23 protein-coding genes and 1 tRNA gene are annotated in these 17176 nt (G+C 38.3%); 23 read left to right on the top strand and 1 reads right to left on the bottom strand.

Annotated elements, in window-relative coordinates; genetic code table 11:
* Window positions 1-2 precede the first annotated feature (2 nt).
* The 8 genes from MJO53_RS02690 (at window position 3) to MJO53_RS02655 (ending at window position 8333) form a co-directional block, all read left to right on the top strand.
* Window positions 3-1208, top strand: a complete 1206-nt coding sequence (locus MJO53_RS02690; protein WP_252080376.1) for an FtsW/RodA/SpoVE family cell cycle protein — start codon at window positions 3-5, stop codon at window positions 1206-1208.
* Entirely contained in the window at window positions 1195-2283 is a 1089-nt protein-coding gene (gene murG, locus MJO53_RS02685) for an undecaprenyldiphospho-muramoylpentapeptide beta-N-acetylglucosaminyltransferase (RefSeq protein ID WP_252080375.1), read from the top strand. Before MJO53_RS02690 ends, murG begins: the two co-directional genes overlap by 14 nt.
* Window positions 2280-3629: a UDP-N-acetylmuramate--L-alanine ligase gene (murC, locus tag MJO53_RS02680; protein WP_252080374.1), complete on the top strand. Its 1350-nt coding sequence runs from the start codon at window positions 2280-2282 to the stop codon at window positions 3627-3629. Before murG ends, murC begins: the two co-directional genes overlap by 4 nt.
* Window positions 3619-4338 (top strand): cell division protein FtsQ/DivIB, encoded by a 720-nt coding sequence (locus tag MJO53_RS02675; RefSeq protein ID WP_252080373.1) that lies wholly within the window; start codon window positions 3619-3621, stop codon window positions 4336-4338. The genes murC and MJO53_RS02675 overlap by 11 nt, the downstream gene beginning before the upstream one ends.
* A gap of 3 nt (window positions 4339-4341) precedes the next feature.
* Window positions 4342-5679: a cell division protein FtsA gene (gene ftsA, locus MJO53_RS02670; RefSeq protein ID WP_224837559.1), complete on the top strand. Its 1338-nt coding sequence runs from the start codon at window positions 4342-4344 to the stop codon at window positions 5677-5679.
* A 27-nt stretch (window positions 5680-5706) separates the two neighbouring features.
* On the top strand, window positions 5707-7698 hold the full coding sequence (gene ftsZ / locus MJO53_RS02665; RefSeq protein ID WP_252080372.1) for a cell division protein FtsZ: 1992 nt from the start codon (window positions 5707-5709) through the stop codon (window positions 7696-7698).
* 99 nt (window positions 7699-7797) lie between these two features.
* Window positions 7798-8250, top strand: a complete 453-nt coding sequence (locus MJO53_RS02660; RefSeq protein ID WP_224837561.1) for a GatB/YqeY domain-containing protein — start codon at window positions 7798-7800, stop codon at window positions 8248-8250.
* 9 nt (window positions 8251-8259) lie between these two features.
* A tRNA-Arg gene (locus tag MJO53_RS02655) sits at window positions 8260-8333 on the top strand.
* A gap of 38 nt (window positions 8334-8371) precedes the next feature.
* Here the strand turns inward: MJO53_RS02655 and MJO53_RS02650 are convergent.
* Window positions 8372-8590, bottom strand: a complete 219-nt coding sequence (locus MJO53_RS02650; RefSeq protein WP_252080371.1) for a hypothetical protein — start codon at window positions 8588-8590, stop codon at window positions 8372-8374.
* A gap of 85 nt (window positions 8591-8675) precedes the next feature.
* Between MJO53_RS02650 and MJO53_RS02645 the strand changes: the two genes are divergently transcribed.
* From MJO53_RS02645 to MJO53_RS02575, 15 genes are all read left to right on the top strand, one after another.
* Window positions 8676-9383, top strand: a complete 708-nt coding sequence (locus MJO53_RS02645) for a site-specific integrase (RefSeq protein ID WP_252080370.1) — start codon at window positions 8676-8678, stop codon at window positions 9381-9383.
* Complete coding sequence (locus MJO53_RS02640; RefSeq protein WP_313791035.1) at window positions 9383-9835, top strand: site-specific integrase; 453 nt, start codon at window positions 9383-9385, stop codon at window positions 9833-9835. The genes MJO53_RS02645 and MJO53_RS02640 overlap by 1 nt, the downstream gene beginning before the upstream one ends.
* A gap of 773 nt (window positions 9836-10608) precedes the next feature.
* Entirely contained in the window at window positions 10609-10962 is a 354-nt protein-coding gene (locus MJO53_RS02635) for a recombinase family protein (protein ID WP_252080369.1), read from the top strand.
* Complete coding sequence (locus MJO53_RS02630; RefSeq protein ID WP_252080368.1) at window positions 10947-11273, top strand: hypothetical protein; 327 nt, start codon at window positions 10947-10949, stop codon at window positions 11271-11273. Before MJO53_RS02635 ends, MJO53_RS02630 begins: the two co-directional genes overlap by 16 nt.
* Window positions 11274-11367: 94 nt before the next feature.
* Window positions 11368-12012, top strand: coding sequence for a hypothetical protein (locus MJO53_RS02625; RefSeq protein ID WP_252080367.1), 645 nt, complete (start codon window positions 11368-11370; stop codon window positions 12010-12012).
* A gap of 76 nt (window positions 12013-12088) precedes the next feature.
* Window positions 12089-12400, top strand: a complete 312-nt coding sequence (locus MJO53_RS02620) for a hypothetical protein (protein WP_252080366.1) — start codon at window positions 12089-12091, stop codon at window positions 12398-12400.
* A gap of 94 nt (window positions 12401-12494) precedes the next feature.
* Complete coding sequence (locus MJO53_RS02615; protein WP_252080365.1) at window positions 12495-12713, top strand: hypothetical protein; 219 nt, start codon at window positions 12495-12497, stop codon at window positions 12711-12713.
* Window positions 12714-12782: 69 nt separating this feature from the next.
* Window positions 12783-13199 (top strand): hypothetical protein, encoded by a 417-nt coding sequence (locus MJO53_RS02610; RefSeq protein WP_252080364.1) that lies wholly within the window; start codon window positions 12783-12785, stop codon window positions 13197-13199.
* 155 nt (window positions 13200-13354) lie between these two features.
* The gene (locus tag MJO53_RS02605) at window positions 13355-13648 is read left to right on the top strand and encodes a hypothetical protein (protein ID WP_252080363.1); all 294 of its coding nucleotides are present in this window, start codon (window positions 13355-13357) and stop codon (window positions 13646-13648) included.
* Between the two features lie 15 nt (window positions 13649-13663).
* On the top strand, window positions 13664-14059 hold the full coding sequence (locus MJO53_RS02600) for a hypothetical protein (RefSeq protein ID WP_252080362.1): 396 nt from the start codon (window positions 13664-13666) through the stop codon (window positions 14057-14059).
* A 13-nt stretch (window positions 14060-14072) separates the two neighbouring features.
* Window positions 14073-14363: a hypothetical protein gene (locus MJO53_RS02595; protein WP_252080361.1), complete on the top strand. Its 291-nt coding sequence runs from the start codon at window positions 14073-14075 to the stop codon at window positions 14361-14363.
* Between the two features lie 51 nt (window positions 14364-14414).
* Complete coding sequence (locus tag MJO53_RS02590; protein ID WP_252080360.1) at window positions 14415-14633, top strand: hypothetical protein; 219 nt, start codon at window positions 14415-14417, stop codon at window positions 14631-14633.
* Window positions 14634-14767: 134 nt separating this feature from the next.
* Window positions 14768-15358: an SUKH-4 family immunity protein gene (locus MJO53_RS02585; RefSeq protein ID WP_252080359.1), complete on the top strand. Its 591-nt coding sequence runs from the start codon at window positions 14768-14770 to the stop codon at window positions 15356-15358.
* 120 nt (window positions 15359-15478) lie between these two features.
* Window positions 15479-16345 (top strand): hypothetical protein, encoded by an 867-nt coding sequence (locus tag MJO53_RS02580; protein ID WP_252080358.1) that lies wholly within the window; start codon window positions 15479-15481, stop codon window positions 16343-16345.
* A gap of 373 nt (window positions 16346-16718) precedes the next feature.
* Window positions 16719-17162, top strand: coding sequence for a YHS domain-containing (seleno)protein (locus tag MJO53_RS02575; protein ID WP_252080357.1), 444 nt, complete (start codon window positions 16719-16721; stop codon window positions 17160-17162).
* The last annotated feature ends 14 nt before the right edge of the window (window positions 17163-17176 follow it).

Here is a 17176-nt window from a genome sequence, read left to right as displayed (position 1 = left end):
AAGTGTTGAGAGTATTCAAAAATCTGAAAGGTGATAAAGCCATTTGGGGTGTTGTGGCCCTATTGGCGCTTTTCTCATTTTTGCCAGTGTACAGCGCCAGTACCAATTTGGTTTATGTTAATGGAGACGGAACAACCTTGGGTCACCTGGTAAAGCATGCTGTATTACTGTTTTTGGGTTTTGGGATAATCTATGCCGTACACAGAATTCCTACCCATTACTTTAAAGGGCTGTCCATAATAGCTATGCCTATTGTTATTCTGCTTCTGATCTATACTTTGACCGTGGAAACCCGCATAGGTGGGGTAACGGCCAACCGTTGGATAAAAATTCCGTTGGTGGGGGTCAATTTTCAAACATCCACCTTGGCGGCAGTAGTCTTAATGATTTGGATTGCTAGATACCTGACCAAGATCAAAGACGTAAAGATAACTTTTAAGGAAAGTATTCTGCCACTCTGGTTGCCGGTAGCTTTGGTAGTGCTATTGATTTTGCCAGAAAATTTCTCAACCGCAGCCATTATAAGTTTTATGGCTCTGGTTCTGTGTTTTTTGGGCGGATATCCCCTAAAGTATTTGTTTGCCATGGTAGCCACAGGGATTGTATTGGCAGGAATGTTCCTGTTTGTACTGTTCAAGGCGCCCGAAGTATTGCCGCAACGTGCCGGAACCTGGAAATCGAGGATAGAGACCTTTATCCATCCGGAACAAGCGGACAAGGACAATCTGCACCAGTTGACATTGGCTCAGATTGCCGTGGCGGAAGGGGGCATTGTAGGAAAGGGAGCGGGCAAAAGTGTGATGAAAAACTTATTGTCGCAGAGTACTTCCGATTTCATTTTTGCCATTATTATCGAAGAATATGGTTTGCTCGGCGGCGGAGCGTTGCTGTTTTTTTATCTACTGCTGCTTTTTCGCATTCTGGTAGTCGCACATTCGTCCAAAACAGTTTTTTCGAAATTACTGGTGATTGGGGTGGGTCTGCCTATTGTGTTCCAGGCATTCATCAATATGGCGGTGGTGGTCCAGTTGTTCCCTGTTACCGGTCAGCCGTTACCGTTGATCAGTATGGGAGGAACATCTATTTGGATGACTTGTATGGCGATAGGAATAGTTTTGAGCGCAAGCAATAAAAAGGAAAATTTGGAGGAGCAATCCCAAGGCATAGAAGATACAAACCCTTTAGAAGTATTAAGTGGGCAATTATAGATTTATACTATCTGGAGGAGGAACAGGGGGACATATATATCCCGCAGTGGCCATTGCCAACGAGCTAAAGAGGAGGTACCCGGATGCCAAGTTTTTGTTCGTGGGGGCAAAGGATAAAATGGAAATGGAAAAAGTGCCACAGGCCGGATATGAAATAAAAGGATTGTGGATTAGTGGAATACAACGGAAACTGACATTTAAAAATCTCATGTTTCCATTTAAACTGATGAGTAGTTTGTTAGGAGCGCGCAAAATAATAAAAGAGTTCAAGCCCCATGTTGCTATAGGAACAGGTGGGTTTGCTAGTGGCCCTTTGTTGCGAATGGCCGAAAGTTCTGGCGTTCCATGTGTGTTGCAGGAACAGAATTCTTTTGCAGGTATCACCAACAAACTATTGGCGGGCAAAGCGGAGAAAATTTGTGTAGCCTATGATGGGATGGAACGTTTTTTTCCGAAAGAGAAAATAGTGAAGACCGGAAACCCCATCAGAACAGATTTGATAGAACTGAAGGAAAATAAACAAGAAGCAGCTAATTTTTTTGGATTAGATGACAATAGAAAAACTGTTCTGGTTTTGGGTGGTAGCCTAGGGGCAAGAAGAATTAACCAGTTGATCGAAAAAGAGTTGGGATTTTTTCAAAAAAACCAGTTACAGGTACTTTGGCAATGTGGAAAACTGTATTTCGATGATTACGAAAAACATAACTCCGAAGCCGTCAAAGTATCGGCTTTTGTCAACCGGATGGATTTAGCCTATTCAATAGCCGATGTAATTATATCTAGGGCAGGAGCGAGCTCTGTGTCAGAGCTTTGTCTGGTAGGTAAACCGGTGATATTTATACCGTCTCCAAACGTGGCAGAGGACCATCAGACCCAGAATGCCAAAGCACTGGTCGCAAAGGAAGCTGCCATTTTGATCAAGGAAAATCAGTTGGATGCTGTATTTGAAGGCAAGTTTTCCGAATTGCTGAAGTCCGAAAGCATACGAGAACGGTTGGGAACAAACATTAAAAAAATGGCAATGCCAAAGGCTACGGAACATATTGTGGACGAAATTGAAAAGTTGTTGAAGTGAATTTGAAGGATATACATAGTGTTTATTTTATCGGTATCGGTGGAATCGGAATGTCCGCTCTTGCCCGTTATTTCAATTTTATAGGGAAAGAAGTGGCCGGCTATGATAAAACCCCAACCCCAATAACTGAAGGTTTGGAATCCTTAGGTATCTCGGTTCATTTTGAGGACAATGTGGATTTGATTGCGGATACGTTCAAGCACCCACAAACTTTGGTGGTGTATACTCCTGCAGTTCCAACATCACATTCTGAATATCAGTTTTATAAAAACAACGGCTTTGATATAAAAAAGCGTTCTGAAGTGCTTGGGATTATAACCAAGGACTCATTCTGTTTAGCAGTGGCCGGGACACATGGTAAAACAACCACGACTTGTATTTTGGCGCATTTGCTCAAGGAGTGTAACTTGCCGATGACTGCATTTTTAGGGGGGATTTCGGAAGACTTCGATAGCAATTTTGTGCTGGATGGCACTGAATACTCTGTTGTTGAAGCCGATGAGTTTGATCGTTCATTTTTACGTTTGACACCGACGGTCGCATGCATCACATCTATGGATGCTGACCATTTGGATATTTATGGTAGCAAAGAGGAGTTGGAACGATCGTTTCATGAGTTCATTGGAAAAATCAAACCAGAAGGAAAGTTATTTTTGAGAAAGGGGTTGCCTTTGGCGGGAACCACTTTTGGGATAGAAGATGGAGCCGATTATTGCATTACAAATATCGAAATTGAACAAGGAGCCTACATATTTGACATTGTGACGCCCTCGGAAGTAATCAAGAGAGTAACGTTCAACAAGCCGGGAAGACATAATCTGCTCAATGGATTGGCCGCTTTTGCAATGGCGGAACAAACCGGTTGCTCCTCGCATGCCCTTGCAAAGGCTTTAGGAACATTTAAAGGGGTTCAGCGTAGATTCTCGTATCAGATAAATACCAAGGATTTTGTTTTTATAGATGACTATGCACATCATCCGACCGAAATCAATGCAGTGCATCAAGCCGTCCGAGAAATGCATGCAGGAGAACAGGTCACTGTAATTTTCCAACCACATTTATTTTCAAGAACACAGGATTTTGCCGATGATTTCGCAGATAGTCTTTCGAATTTTGACCATGTCATTTTACTGGACATCTATCCGGCCAGGGAAGAACCCATTGAGGGAGTAACATCGGAATGGCTGTTGGAAAAAATAAAGAACCCCAATAAAAAGCTGATTTCCAAATCGGAATTGGTAGGGGAGGCAAGTAGCTGCAAATCAGGAGTACTGGTAACTCTTGGAGCAGGGGATATTGGACTTGAGGTTCCAAAAATTAAAAAAGCATTGGGCTATGCGCATTAATTGGGATTACATAAAACTTACATTTTTGTCCGTGGCCGTAGTTGCACTCTATGGCTTTGCCGGACAAAGAAATCAACAGAAAAAAGTCGAAAATGTGACTGTAAAATTTGTTGGTGAAAGCAATTTGTATTTAACTGAGGATGCGGTTAATAAATTGTTAATACAAAATTACGGGCCACTAAAAAATACGCCCAAAGAACAGTTAGTTTTGAATACCATAGAGGAGATTCTTTTATCCAGCGATATGGTCAAAAATGCCCAGGTGTATCTTACTGTAAATGGGGAGCTTGTATCCAAGATTGTTCAGCGTAAGCCAATTGGTAGAATAGAGGGTGTCTCCAAGTTTTATTTGGATGATCAGGGCAAACGCATGCCGCTGTCAAAGTATCATTCGGCCAGGGTACCAATAATTACAGGAAAAATTACAGGAAAAACCCTCGAGGATGCCTACGTGATATTGGATTATATCAATCAAGATGATTTTCTGAGAAAGAACGTCATCGGGATACATATTGAGGAAGAAGGAAATTATCAGCTCAGATTTCGCATGGAAAATTTTGTTGTGAATTTGGGAGGAGTGGACAATTTGAACAAGAAGTTCAAAAATTTTATGGCCTTTTATGCAAAGGCGGCCAAGGACAATTCCTTGGAGGATTATGCAACAGTTAGTTTGGAATTCAACAATCAAGTGGTTTGCACCAAAATTTAAATTATGGAACAGGGTAATTATTCAGTTGGGTTGGATATTGGAACTACCAAGATCGTAGCTATCATTGGTAGGGAAAATGAGTATGGAAAGATTGAAATATTGGGTATAGGGCGCTCTAAAAGTTTGGGCGTTCACCGCGGTGTGGTCAATAATATAACACAGACCATATCGTCTATTCAGCAAGCTGTTGAACAAGCGGAGCTCAATTCCGGTTTAAAGATCGGTTCCGTTGTGGTTGGTATTGCAGGTCAACATATCCGGAGTTTGCACCACAGCGATTATATCACAAGACCAAATTCTGAAGAAGTTATAGATCACGTGGATTTGGATAAACTGTGCAACCAAGTGTATAAGTTGGTCATGCTGCCGGGTGAGGAAATCATTCACGTGTTGCCACAAGAATATAAAGTGGATGGTCAATCCGAAATCAAAGAGCCTGTGGGAATGTACGGTGGGCGCTTGGAAGCCAATTTTCATGTAGTGGTGGGTCAAGTATCATCCATTAAAAACATTGGACGGTGCATTAAAAGTGCAGGTTTGGACCTAGGCAACATCACTTTGGAGCCTTTGGCATCTGCAGATGCCGTTCTTAGTCAAGAAGAGAAAGAAGCCGGTGTTGCTTTGATCGATATAGGAGGCGGAACAACCGACCTTGCCATTTTTAAGGATGGCATTATCCGTCATACTTCTGTTATCCCATTTGGAGGGAACGTAATTACGGATGACATTAAAGAGGGTTGCTCGATTATCGAAAAGCAGGCCGAACTATTGAAGATAAAATTCGGTTCCGCATGGCCTGGCGAGAACAAGGATAACGAAATAGTTTCCATTCCAGGATTAAGAGGTCGGGAACCCAAGGAAATTACTTTAAAGAATCTTTCCAAGATCATTCATGCCCGCGTGGTGGAAATCGTGGAACAGGTGTATGTGGAGATCAAAAACTATGGCCACGAAGAACAAAAGAAAAAATTGATAGCAGGTATTGTTTTGACCGGTGGAGGAAGCCAATTAAAGCACCTTAAGCAATTGGTCGAATACATTACCGGAATGGATACCAGAATAGGATACCCCAATGAGCACCTTGCAGGGGACTCGGACGAAGAAGTAGCCAGTCCACTATATGCCACGGCGGTAGGATTACTGATGAATTCTTTGGAAGCAAAAAAGAAGAATCAGGAGGTGCACCAAGAAGAAGTACACCAAGAAGAAGAAATTTTGGTAGGCCAAGAAAACGATTTGGGAGCACAGGCGAACAAAGCTACGGTGACCCAAACGGAGAGAAAATCCATTTTTGACAAATGGTCTGAAAAGTTGAAGGACTTTTTGGATAATGCAGAATAATAACCCCAGTAGAGAAACACGACTGTCATGAGTAAGAACACTGAGTTTGACAACATCGCTTTTGATTTGCCCAAGAACAAAAGCAACGTAATTAAAGTTATTGGCGTGGGCGGTGGCGGAAGCAATGCCATCAACCACATGTTCCAGGCCGGAATCAACGGTGTGGACTTCGTAATCTGTAACACCGATGCACAAGCATTGCAAAACAGTTCCGTACCCAACAAAATCCAGTTAGGGGTATCCCTTACGGAAGGGCTGGGAGCTGGTGCCAATCCAGAAATAGGCGAGCAAGCCGCATTGGAAAGTATGGAGGACCTTAAGGCCATGTTGGACAATAACACAAAAATGGCCTTTATCACCGCAGGAATGGGTGGAGGTACAGGTACCGGAGCTGCTCCTGTTATTGCCAAGTTGGCCAAAGAAATGGATGTTCTTACGGTAGGTATAGTTACCATGCCGTTCCAGTTCGAAGGGGCCATGCGTAATAAGCAAGCGCAAATGGGGATAGAGAAATTGCGCGCAAATGTAGATTCTTTAATAGTCATCAATAACAATAAGCTAAGAGAAGTATACGGAAATCTTGGGTTTAAGGCCGGTTTCTCTAAAGCAGACGAAGTTTTGGCCACGGCGGCAAGGGGTATCGCAGAGGTAATTACGCACCACTATACACAAAACATCGACCTTAGGGATGCCAAGACCGTTCTTTCCAACAGTGGTACGGCCATAATGGGGTCGGCTGCAGCCTCCGGTTCTGCAAGGGCCACCGAAGCCATTATGAAAGCTTTGGATTCGCCATTGCTGAACGATAACAAGATCAATGGTGCAAAAAATGTACTGCTGTTAATAGTTTCCGGCACGCAGGAAATTACAATAGACGAAATCGGGGAGATCAATGATCACATCCAGATTGAAGCCGGACATGGAGCCAACATAATTATGGGGGTAGGAGAAGATGAGAACTTGGGAGAGGCAATTGCTGTTACCGTGATCGCTACAGGCTTTAATGTAGATCAACAAGATAATATTGTGAACACCGAGTCCAAAAAAGTATTCTATACCTTGGAGGATGAGCAAACCGCAGAACAGGATTTAACTCCCGAATCCACTTCGGTGCAAGAAGTGAATGTGGAGAATACGGTAACTCCAGAACCAACTACCGAACCAGGGCCAAAAGTGGTGAAGCATACATTGGAAATGGAAGAGGAGCCCAAAATAGTCCCTCAAAAAATACAATTAAGAGACCCGGACTTGATACCGACCACTAGCTATATCAGAAACTTTAATGTTTTTTACGAAGAAGTGGTCCCAGAGAATGTGGAGGACGACTTTGTAATTATCGAGGCCAAAAATGTAATCAACAATATAAACGTTGTTGATGCGGAAGAGGTGTCCACAAAAAGCAATGAAGACCAATTTACCTTGAGTTTTGATATGCCATTGAACAATGAGGTAGAAGAAGAAGAAAAAGAGCATACCATAACGTTTAACCTAGATGATGATGGCTTAGGTGATGTGGAAGTAAACGACTACGTAGAAGTTAAGCCCGTTTTGGAATACAAGAAAGAAGGGGAGACACGTTATGACTTGCAAGAGTATATGGAGTTGGAGGAAAAACTGACCGGAGCCAAGTCAAAAGCAGAGACCCACGAACCAAAAATGGTCGAAAACGAAATTGTATTCGAGAAAAAGACCATTAGGGTAGAAGAAAAAGATCAAGGAGCCGGTAAAAACGAAGAAACTACGGCCAATTTAGATCCGATGAACAGTTCCATCAGCGATATCCTAAAAGATAGGGCAGATGAGCGTAGGCGAAAGTTGAAAAACTTTAATTACAAGTTTCAAAACAATAGGAATAGCATAGACGATATTGAAAAGGAGCCCGCTTATAAGCGCCAGGGTGTCGATTTGAACGATGTTCCCAGAGAACAGAAAGTATCAAGGACTACCTTGGGGGAAGATAGCAACGATGATCTACAGTTGCGTTCCAATAATTCTTTTTTGCACGATAATGTTGATTAGTAGTGTTTAAATTAACTTCCATTTTTGTGGAAGGCATAAACCCGAAAGTAGACGTACTTTCGGGTTTATTTTTTATCTTCGCGATCTAAATCGGAATAGATGGGTTTGCAAGAAAAGGTAATGACAGAAATGAAAGCCGCAATGAAGGCCAAGGATACCGTTGCCCTAGAATCTTTGCGTGCTGTTAAATCGGCAATCTTGTTGGCCAAGACCGATAAAGGTGCGGGAGCAGAGTTATCGGAAGAGGACGAAATCAAATTGGTTCAAAAGTTGGTTAAGCAACGTAAGGATAGTGCGGCCATTTACAAGGAACAGGGCCGCGATGATTTAGCAGAGCCCGAATTGGCGCAAGTGGCCGTAATTGAAAAGTTTTTGCCCGAGCAGCTTACAGAAGAAGAAATTGAAAAAGTAGTGGTGCAAACCATCGATGCCGTTGGAGCTTCCGGTATGCAAGATATGGGAAAAGTAATGGGAATTGTTTCCAAAGAATTGGCCGGACAGGCGGATGGAAAGACCATTTCTGCAATTGTCAAGGCTAAATTGAGTTCATAGATTATAAATGGCCCAGTAGTTCAACTGGATAGAATATCAGATTTCGGCTCTGAGGGTTGGGGGTTCGAATCCTCCCTGGGTCACTTTTTAAGTTTTAAACAAAAACAAAACCTTGCATATCTTATTGATTTGCAAGGTTTTGACTTTTTTGAGCTATCATATGATATGGTTTGATTTGACCTTTTTTGGTTTGTAATTCGGTTAGTAAGATTTTTATTGATAATGTTAACTGAATTAATTTGTAATTAACAGTATTACAAATGTTTGGCATTTGATTTTCGTAGTTTAAAATCGTTGGATTTAACACAAATCCTATGAGAACATGATCAATATTTTCCATTAGTTTTTGGATAAGTATAGCAAGGAGCGTTGGCGGAATGGTAAATATTTATGCCCGTATCACGGTCGATTCACAAAGGATTAACATGAGTTTGAAGTATACTATCCCGATAGTAATTTGGGATAGAAAAGGGTCGAGGGATTCGGGACATACCAAAGAGGCAAGGGAAATCAACACCTATCTGATGGAGGTTGAAACAGAACTTTTTCAATGCTATCGAGAATTAAGATCTAAATCCCACTATGTTACACCACAGATGGTCAAGGCTCACTATTTTGGTGAAGACGGGAGTAATATAAAAATAAAGACACTCTTCGAGCACCACAATGTGCATTGCGCCCACAATTTGTGCAAGGCTACCCTGAGGCATTACAGGACGACACAGAACTACCTATTGAAGTATATCAATGAACAATATAAAAGCGACGATTATCCAATTTCACAGCTAGACCATAAGTTTATTGTCGGATTTGAGACGTTCCTTCGCAAACTCTATCCCAGGCATAAACATGAAAAGCTCTCAAATAATGGAGCGATGAAGCATATCCAACGCCTGCGCAAGATGACAAGAATGGCTTTGGACAATGAATGGATAGACAGAGATCCCTTCCGCAGGTTCAAAGTAAAGATGGAAAGAAAAGAAAAGGAGTTCCTGACCTTGCAGGAACTACAGGACATTCAAGAATACTATACGGGTATTGAGCGGCTACGCATTGTCAGGGACCTATTTGTTTTCAGTTGTTACACTGGCATTTCCTATTGTGATCTGATGGAACTGGAGAGGATAACCTAATTCTGGGAATAGATGGAAAACATTGGATAAGTACCAAAAGGCTAAAGACCAAGAACGCCTTCAAGCTTCCCCTAATAGGTCCTGCCCTAGCCATTATCAAGAGATACCATTACCACCCGAAAAAGAGCCCGGAAAAATTATTCCCAAGCATCTCGAACCAAAAACTGAACAGTTATCTCAAAGAGTTGGCAGATGCTTGTAAAATAAAGAAGAATATCACTTTTCACATGGCAAGGCACACATTTGCAACTACGATTACCTTGAGTAACGGGGTGCCAATAGAGACGGTCTCGAAGATATTGGGGCATACTAAATTGGCCACCACCCAGATCTATGCACGGGTGCTGGACAGAAAGATAAGTGAGGACATGGACGGACTGGATACCATACTGGACAAAAAAATGTCAGAAACAAATATTGCAAAGGAAAGGTTTGGAAATTTTGACCATTGAAAAGGAACTCTGATCTCCTTCTTTTTAAACCAAGACGTATCAAAAGTCCCATTTCTTACCCAAACTTTTGCACTTGGTCCCTGTTGCAATTTTATAATGTTCGGAAAGATAAGTTCAATTAATAGCTCCAAGGAAACAACCACCACTTAGTTAATTGATAATCTATACACTATTGAAAGGTATTTGGGTTTTCACGCTTGCGTGAAAAAATGAATAGCAAGAGGGTGATGCGCAAATTGCGCCATCACGGTTGTTTTTGGGTGTTCAAAAAGTTGAAAACCAGTTAATTGAATAGTATTTGAAATACTGTGCAAAAATTGGGGCTACAGTAGACTTTTCCGAAATCTACATTAAACCCTTTGGCAGGCCCTGTAAACACTGGAAATTTTTGACGAAAAAATTGGCGCAATTTCACTAAAAAACAAAATCGCACCTATGGAAAAGCAATCTAAAGCTTAAAATAACAGAATGGAGATTGGAACGATATAAAATTGAGGCCAACAAACCATTGGATCACTTCGAATGATGAGAAGAGTATACCGTATTAATAGATAAAATTGCCTCGCTCAGTAAGGTTAGTTTGGCAAGATTTGGGGCTTGCAGCACTCCACTGCGTTGCGTTCGCCTTTGATTGGAATTTCATTTTAAATCAGTAGATTTTAAGGCACCGTTTTTTTGAACTTTCACTCTTAAACAAGTTCACTGATTCCAAAGAGTTTACTTTTTCGGTACACTTAAATAGTTTACCTTATATACCCTTTTTTACACCTAAGATGAAGTTCGGTTATGCAAGAGTGAGTACAAAATCACAGAAACACGATTTACAGGTGGATGCCTTTTTAAAGGAAGGAATCAAACCCAAGAACATCTATGCCGATATTTCATCTGGAGCAAAAGCGGAAAGAAAGGGACTTGATGAACTTTTGTCCATTTTGCGTGAAGGTGACACTCTCGTAGTCTGGAAACTGGACCGAATCGCCAGAAGCCTTTCACATCTCACTAAACTCATTGAGGACTTTGAAAAAAAAGGAATCCACTTCAAGAGTATTCAGGAAAGCTTCATTGATACCACATCCCCTCATGGAAGGTTTATCTTCAATTTGTTCGCTAATTGGAACGAGATATAATTATTGAACGTACACGGGCAGGAATGGAAAGCTCAAGAAGACGTGGATTGAAAATTGGTCGGAAGCCTGGTCTCAGTAAACAGGCATTGAACAAAGCAATGTTGGCAGAACGATACTACAGGGACAACAAGTTAAGCATTGAAGAAATCATGAAACTCATTGATGTTGGTTCTAAAAAGACCCTCTATAAATATTTGGCGTACCAAGGCAGAAGAAAGTGTATTGAATGTGGAATTTTGTTTTGGGACAAGAAACAGGATATTGACAAAGCCAATTGTAATAGGCACAAAAGGAAAATCAAATCTGATTGACTGTTTAACTCTCCTTTCACCGAAAACTGAATTCTTGGTTTTTGGAAATTTCCTACATTTAAACAATGATGATAACTAAGAAACTAATAATAGGATGATTAAAAAGGCTATACTACTCATTTTGTTTCTTCTATCTAATCAAATATTTTCACAAGAATTTGAGGGTAGAATAACATACATGAATTCCTGTGAAAAAATCGATGAGAGAAATTCATTTGATATACAAAGCTTTTTGGTTTTTATGGGAGACACAACCAATATCATCACCAAAGAAGGGTCCTACAAAAAAATCACAAACGGTAATTTTAAGCCATACGAGTTATATAATTCATCAAATCCAATTTGTTATTACAAGGAGAAAATTAAATCTGACACTCTCTATTTTATAGATTATCGAAAATTTAGTGACTTTGATTTTGAATATAGTATTGAAAGGAATTCAGATAATATTTTGGGTTATGCATGTGATAAATTGATTGTTACTGATAAAAATAACGGTTCTGTACTACTTTGTTATTTTGCACCAGATCTGAAACAAAACCCAAATCATTATAAAAACTACAGACAAGACAATTTGAATAAGATTATGGAACTTACAAAATCTGTTATTCTAAGATACGAGTCATTAAGTGGAGGAATGAAAATAACTCAAGAAGCTATTAAAATTGAAACACTTAAAATAGATAACAGTGAATTTGAAATACCTAAAGATGCAGTCCTAATTGAAAAATCACAATGATTTACAAACAAAGGAGTCAAAACAATGTTTAAATAAACGATTAAATCAGTTTAGAGGGTTGTATTAATTTTAATTAATGTCTGATAAAGGAAGAAAATGGAAAGGGCTTACATTTAAAGAAAAGCGTAAATTTTACTTAGGAGGGACTATAGTTTTTTTCCTTTTAATATGTTTCACCTTTTTGATGACCCCTTCTCCACTAGTGAGCGATTTGACAAATATTAGTTTAACCCTAACAAGGGAGCCAAGCTTTAAAAAGCAATCGTTACCTGCTTCAAGTTATTGGGTTGAACTTTATACAGATAAAGGAAAATATGTAATCAATGGTATTGATTACAAATACATAAGGCACAAAAATTTTAAAAGGTTAGTAAAAAAAAGGAACTAAAATAAACGTAGGCTCAAAAGACGAGTATATTTATACGTTAGAACAAAACAATATTCAATTCTTAAGATTTGAAGAAGCTCGATATCATAAATCTATGAACAGAACCTTCGCAAGAATTGTTTTTGGAACTGGATTTATCGCTTTATTTATTTCCTTTTTGTTTAAACGAGAAATAAAATACAACAATGATGGAACTGAAAATGTTTTAGATTTTGGTCCAATCATAATAATAGCATTGACCATTTCAATTATCATCGGATTGGTGATAATCGGTGGTGGCAATTTCATATCAGGAAAGGAATTCATTTATTAATAATTGTTGTGCCTAAAACTAAAATCAACAAATTTCAAATAAACGATTCGGACAATCAAGTATTATAATTTGGAGGAAACTGTAAGCATAGAATATGGAACAGATAATTGGCTATCAAAAATTGGTCTTATTTGGATATTGGTAGCCATGGTGATATTTGTGATTACACTGTATATTCTTGGAACTGGAAAAAACCTTCCAATTGATGCGTCCATTTTCTACTATGGTACAATTATCCCTCAACATGGTTATTTCTTTTTCGCAGGTTCTTTGGTCTTAGGATGGATTGGCTCAAAAGTATCGGATATTAAAAAATGGACAGAAACGGATTTTCATTTATTTGAAAATGGGATTGAATTTGATTGGGAAGGTCAAGTTGTAAAGTTGAAAAAGAAAAAATACTTAAAATCTCTTATAAGAAACTGTTTCTTAGCAAAAAGCTTCGTGTTCAAATCAAAACTATTGGAATTAAAAGCTATTTACTGAGAATGAATAGAAATGACAGTGAAATACTTTTTCTAACCTTTAAAGATTCGTTATTTAAAGAAACTCCTTTTGGGTTGCAAAAAATAAATATTGAGTAAAAATTGATGTGCAAGAAGTATAACAGAATTTAAAGTTCAAATAAACGATTCAAAAGGTTGAAGAGAGATGTAATAAAGAAAGTAGAGATTGATACCCTAGGCCGTCTTAATATTAGTCCAGCTGAGCAAAAGTTCACTCTGATATATAGAACAGCAACACAAGTTCATTGGGACTCTCAAAACCAAACTCTTTATTCACCCAAACCATCGGATTGGACATATTTTGATTGGTATAATCATATAATTGAAGTTGTCCACCAAGAATGCTTCTGCGAGCTTAGTTTAACCAAAGAAACTGTTTGGATAAATGTTCCAGAAAATATTAAAAATGAAATAATACAAGTTCAATAAAACGATTGTATCAAAATGAGTTGGGATTTATTCGTGCAAGACTGGGGAGATTTTGATTCTTTGGATGAGATTGCCGATGACTTTGAACCAAAATCAATTGGTTTTAGGTCAGAAATCATTGATAAGATCAAGACAGTTGAACCTACGGTAGATTTTTCAAATCCATCATGGGGGATATTGGAGAACGGACAATTCTCTATTGAATTTAACATGGGTGAATCTGAGGATTTCAATGGTTTCGTAATGCATATAAGAGGAAATGAACTTGCGATGCCATGTATCGGAAATATTTTGAGCAGCCTTGAATTAAAAGCTTCAGATGGTTCTAGTCCTTTCTTCTTTGATGTTGAAAAGTCGAAAGGAGATTTACAAAAATGGATTGATTACAGAGATTCAATTCTTAATAGATAAGTTCAAATAAACGATGGAGCTTCAAGCCATACATACAGAAATAGTCGAGAGCTTACAAGTTAAAGGAATTCATATTGTTCGTGAAAATTATATTGACTATCCTGAGGGGGAAAGTAACATCTATGCAAAAGATCAGGAGGGACAGTTAATTTGGTTTGCTGAATTGCCAAATGAAAAGGATTGTTATTCAAATGATATGATTATACGGAAAGATGGATTAATCCAATCATCAACATGGAACGGGTTTACTGTTTTAGTTGATATTGCAAATGGAAAAATCATTGAATCAAAATTCACCAAGTAACCTAAGTTCAAATAAACGATTGTGATAACCTTGAAATAAAATAGAAAAGAATTGCAACTCAAGTATGGTATTTTAGGCAAAATTAAAGAAGGAAACAACCTCGGATGGTTTGTGAAATTTATTGATGATCGTGAGCATACAGGAGGATTTTATATAAATGAATTTGAAGATCCTGAGGGTGATGAGGGTTTTGATACTTGGCTTGAAACTGAAAATGATGTCAAAGGTTACATCTTTGAAAATGATTGGAAGATTGAATGGATAGATTGATTACACCTTTTTATTTTAAATTAAAGTTCAAATAAACGATTCCAATAGAAGATAATCAAATACATCTGTTATATGCCATATCGGGTGTGCATAGATGTATTTTTCATCCATATCAATAAGTTAGATACAAGCTGATGACACCAGAAGATTTTAAGCAAAAATGGACTTCTATTGAAGACAATTTAAACCCTATAAGTGCCGAAAGATTAAGGGGGCTCGGGTTATGTTGTGAAACAATTGAATTTTTGGTTAACTCTGGTTTGCCTGACAGTGCCTCTCCATTCCTTTCATTTTCTGAAAACTCTGAGGACTTATTTGATGGAGTTCATAAGCTTAACAAAGTCTATGACATTTTAGAACCTGAATTCGAAAAGTATGTTGTAATTGGCTCGTGTAGTGATGGCGACCCAATTGTTGTAAATACCAAACAGGGTGACCGAATTGAGTTTTTGGATCACGAAGATTATTTTTCCTCTAGGATTTTCAATTCTGATATTTCTAGACTTGCTAAATGTTTACTAGCCTATAGAAACTTCGTAGACACGATTCTCGAAGAAAATGGAGAAGATGCTTACCTAGATTCTGACTTTACTGATGATCAATTTGAAAAACTAAAAGATGAAATTCAACTTGCGGACTCTAAGGCTATGGAAAATGGGGCATTTTGGGCAATACAATTACAAATGGATTTAGATTTACGTGAGGAGACTCAAAACAATAAATAGAAAAGCTTGTTCTTGACATTATGTATAGCTTATTACTATCCTTTTTGCCCGAACTAAATTTCCTACATTTATAAAAGTTCAATAAAACGATAAAATTCCTTGTATGATTAAAGCAAGCTCATGAAAAAAATAACATTTATTTTATTCTTATTCATCGCCAATATATTGGCAAGTCAAATCAGAGCACCAAAAATGACCGAGGAGTTCAAGCTTGAATATGGTCAAAAGATTCTTGAAAATACTACTAGGCTATTGTCCAGGTCAAAGGATACCACATATGCCGATTATTGGAACTTGGCACTTGCCCATTGTTTATTATCGGAAGACATAGACAAAGTAGAAGTTCTGTTATTGAAAAGTAAAGCCAAGAACAATGTTAAGTTTCAAGGTTTGATTGATGATAGTTCAAGATATTATGGAAGTATCGAAAAACTTCCATTTCATGAAATGTTGGGTAAGAAATTCATTGATCTAATGGAAACCAAGGTAACACCTGATAAGGCAGAAATGGGACAAAATGTATCCGATAGCCATGTCCCTGCAAAACAGTTGAACTTTGGTCTAATAGACACTATAAAAACTTTGTCTGCCAAAGATCAAGAATATCGGAGTTTGCCGAATTTTCTTCAGGACCAAACCCTGATTGAAAAGCAAAGGATCTTGGATGATGCCAATAGTGAGGCATTGTATAAGATATGTAGGAAACATGGTTATCCTGGAATTTCTTTAGTTGGTTCAAAATTTGCGTCCAATGCAGCTGTTATAATGACACATACAAACAAGTTGGAAGTTTTTAGCACATTATTTCCATATGCTTTGAAAGCATACCAAAATGAGGATTTGAGTGAAAACATATTCATACTTCTGGTGGACCGATATCATTGGAGAATGGATGGAAAGCAAATATTTGGCACTCAACCAGGGGTTCCTTTTTATGAGGAAAATCAAATCAAAGAGTTTAAAAACAGGTATTTAATAGATTATTAGGTAAAATGAAAATGGTAAAGTTCAAATAAACGATTAACAGTTTACATAGTTCTTACTTGGATAGATATTTATCCCTATTTGATAATTATTGATTAATTTTGGCTTATACGAAAGGAGATTGCTCAAAGTGGTCTGTAATTCGGTTTGTTACAAAACATAAGCAAGGCACAAGTCAATAAACTTAAGGGCTAACGGATGGGGTTCGAATCCTCCCTGGGTCACAAGTTTAGTAAAAAAGCACGCTAGTAGAGCGTGCTTTTTTTGTTCGTAATAGCTTATATATCAAATCTTTTTTTCTAATCTTGAAAGGAACACCTTTATTTTTAGACAAAATCTTCAATACCAATAAGGAACCATAAAAATTCCAGAATTTATGAAGTATCGAATAATGGTTTTTCTGTTTTTAACAGGTGTTTTAGTTCAAGGGCAATCCATAGATTATAATACCAAAAAAGGGTATGCAGCTCATGGATATGATGTGGTCGCCTATTTTGATGGTATCGCGACCATGGGCAAAGACCAATTTACCGCCATGTTTGATGGGGTAAATTATAAGTTTGTCAGCGAGGCAAATCTGGAAAAGTTTGTTGTACAACCCAATAGTTACGTACCACAGTATGGGGGTTATTGTGCCTATGCTGTCGCAGTAAATTCAAAAAAGGTTAATGTAGATCCCGAAACTTTTGAGATAAGAGGTGGAAAACTTTATCTATTCTACAACAAAGGAAAGAACAATACCCTCCAATTTTGGTTGAACCAATCACCGAATTCCCTTATATCGAAAGCGGATATAAACTGGGAGAATATCAAGAATTGAATATCTTTAAGGGC

The organism is Flagellimonas marinaquae, assembly GCF_023716465.1.
Taxonomy (GTDB): Bacteria; Bacteroidota; Bacteroidia; order Flavobacteriales; family Flavobacteriaceae; genus Flagellimonas; species Flagellimonas alginolytica.
Note: the sequence above shows the minus strand (reverse complement) of the source record. Positions and strands in the feature narration are given on the sequence as shown.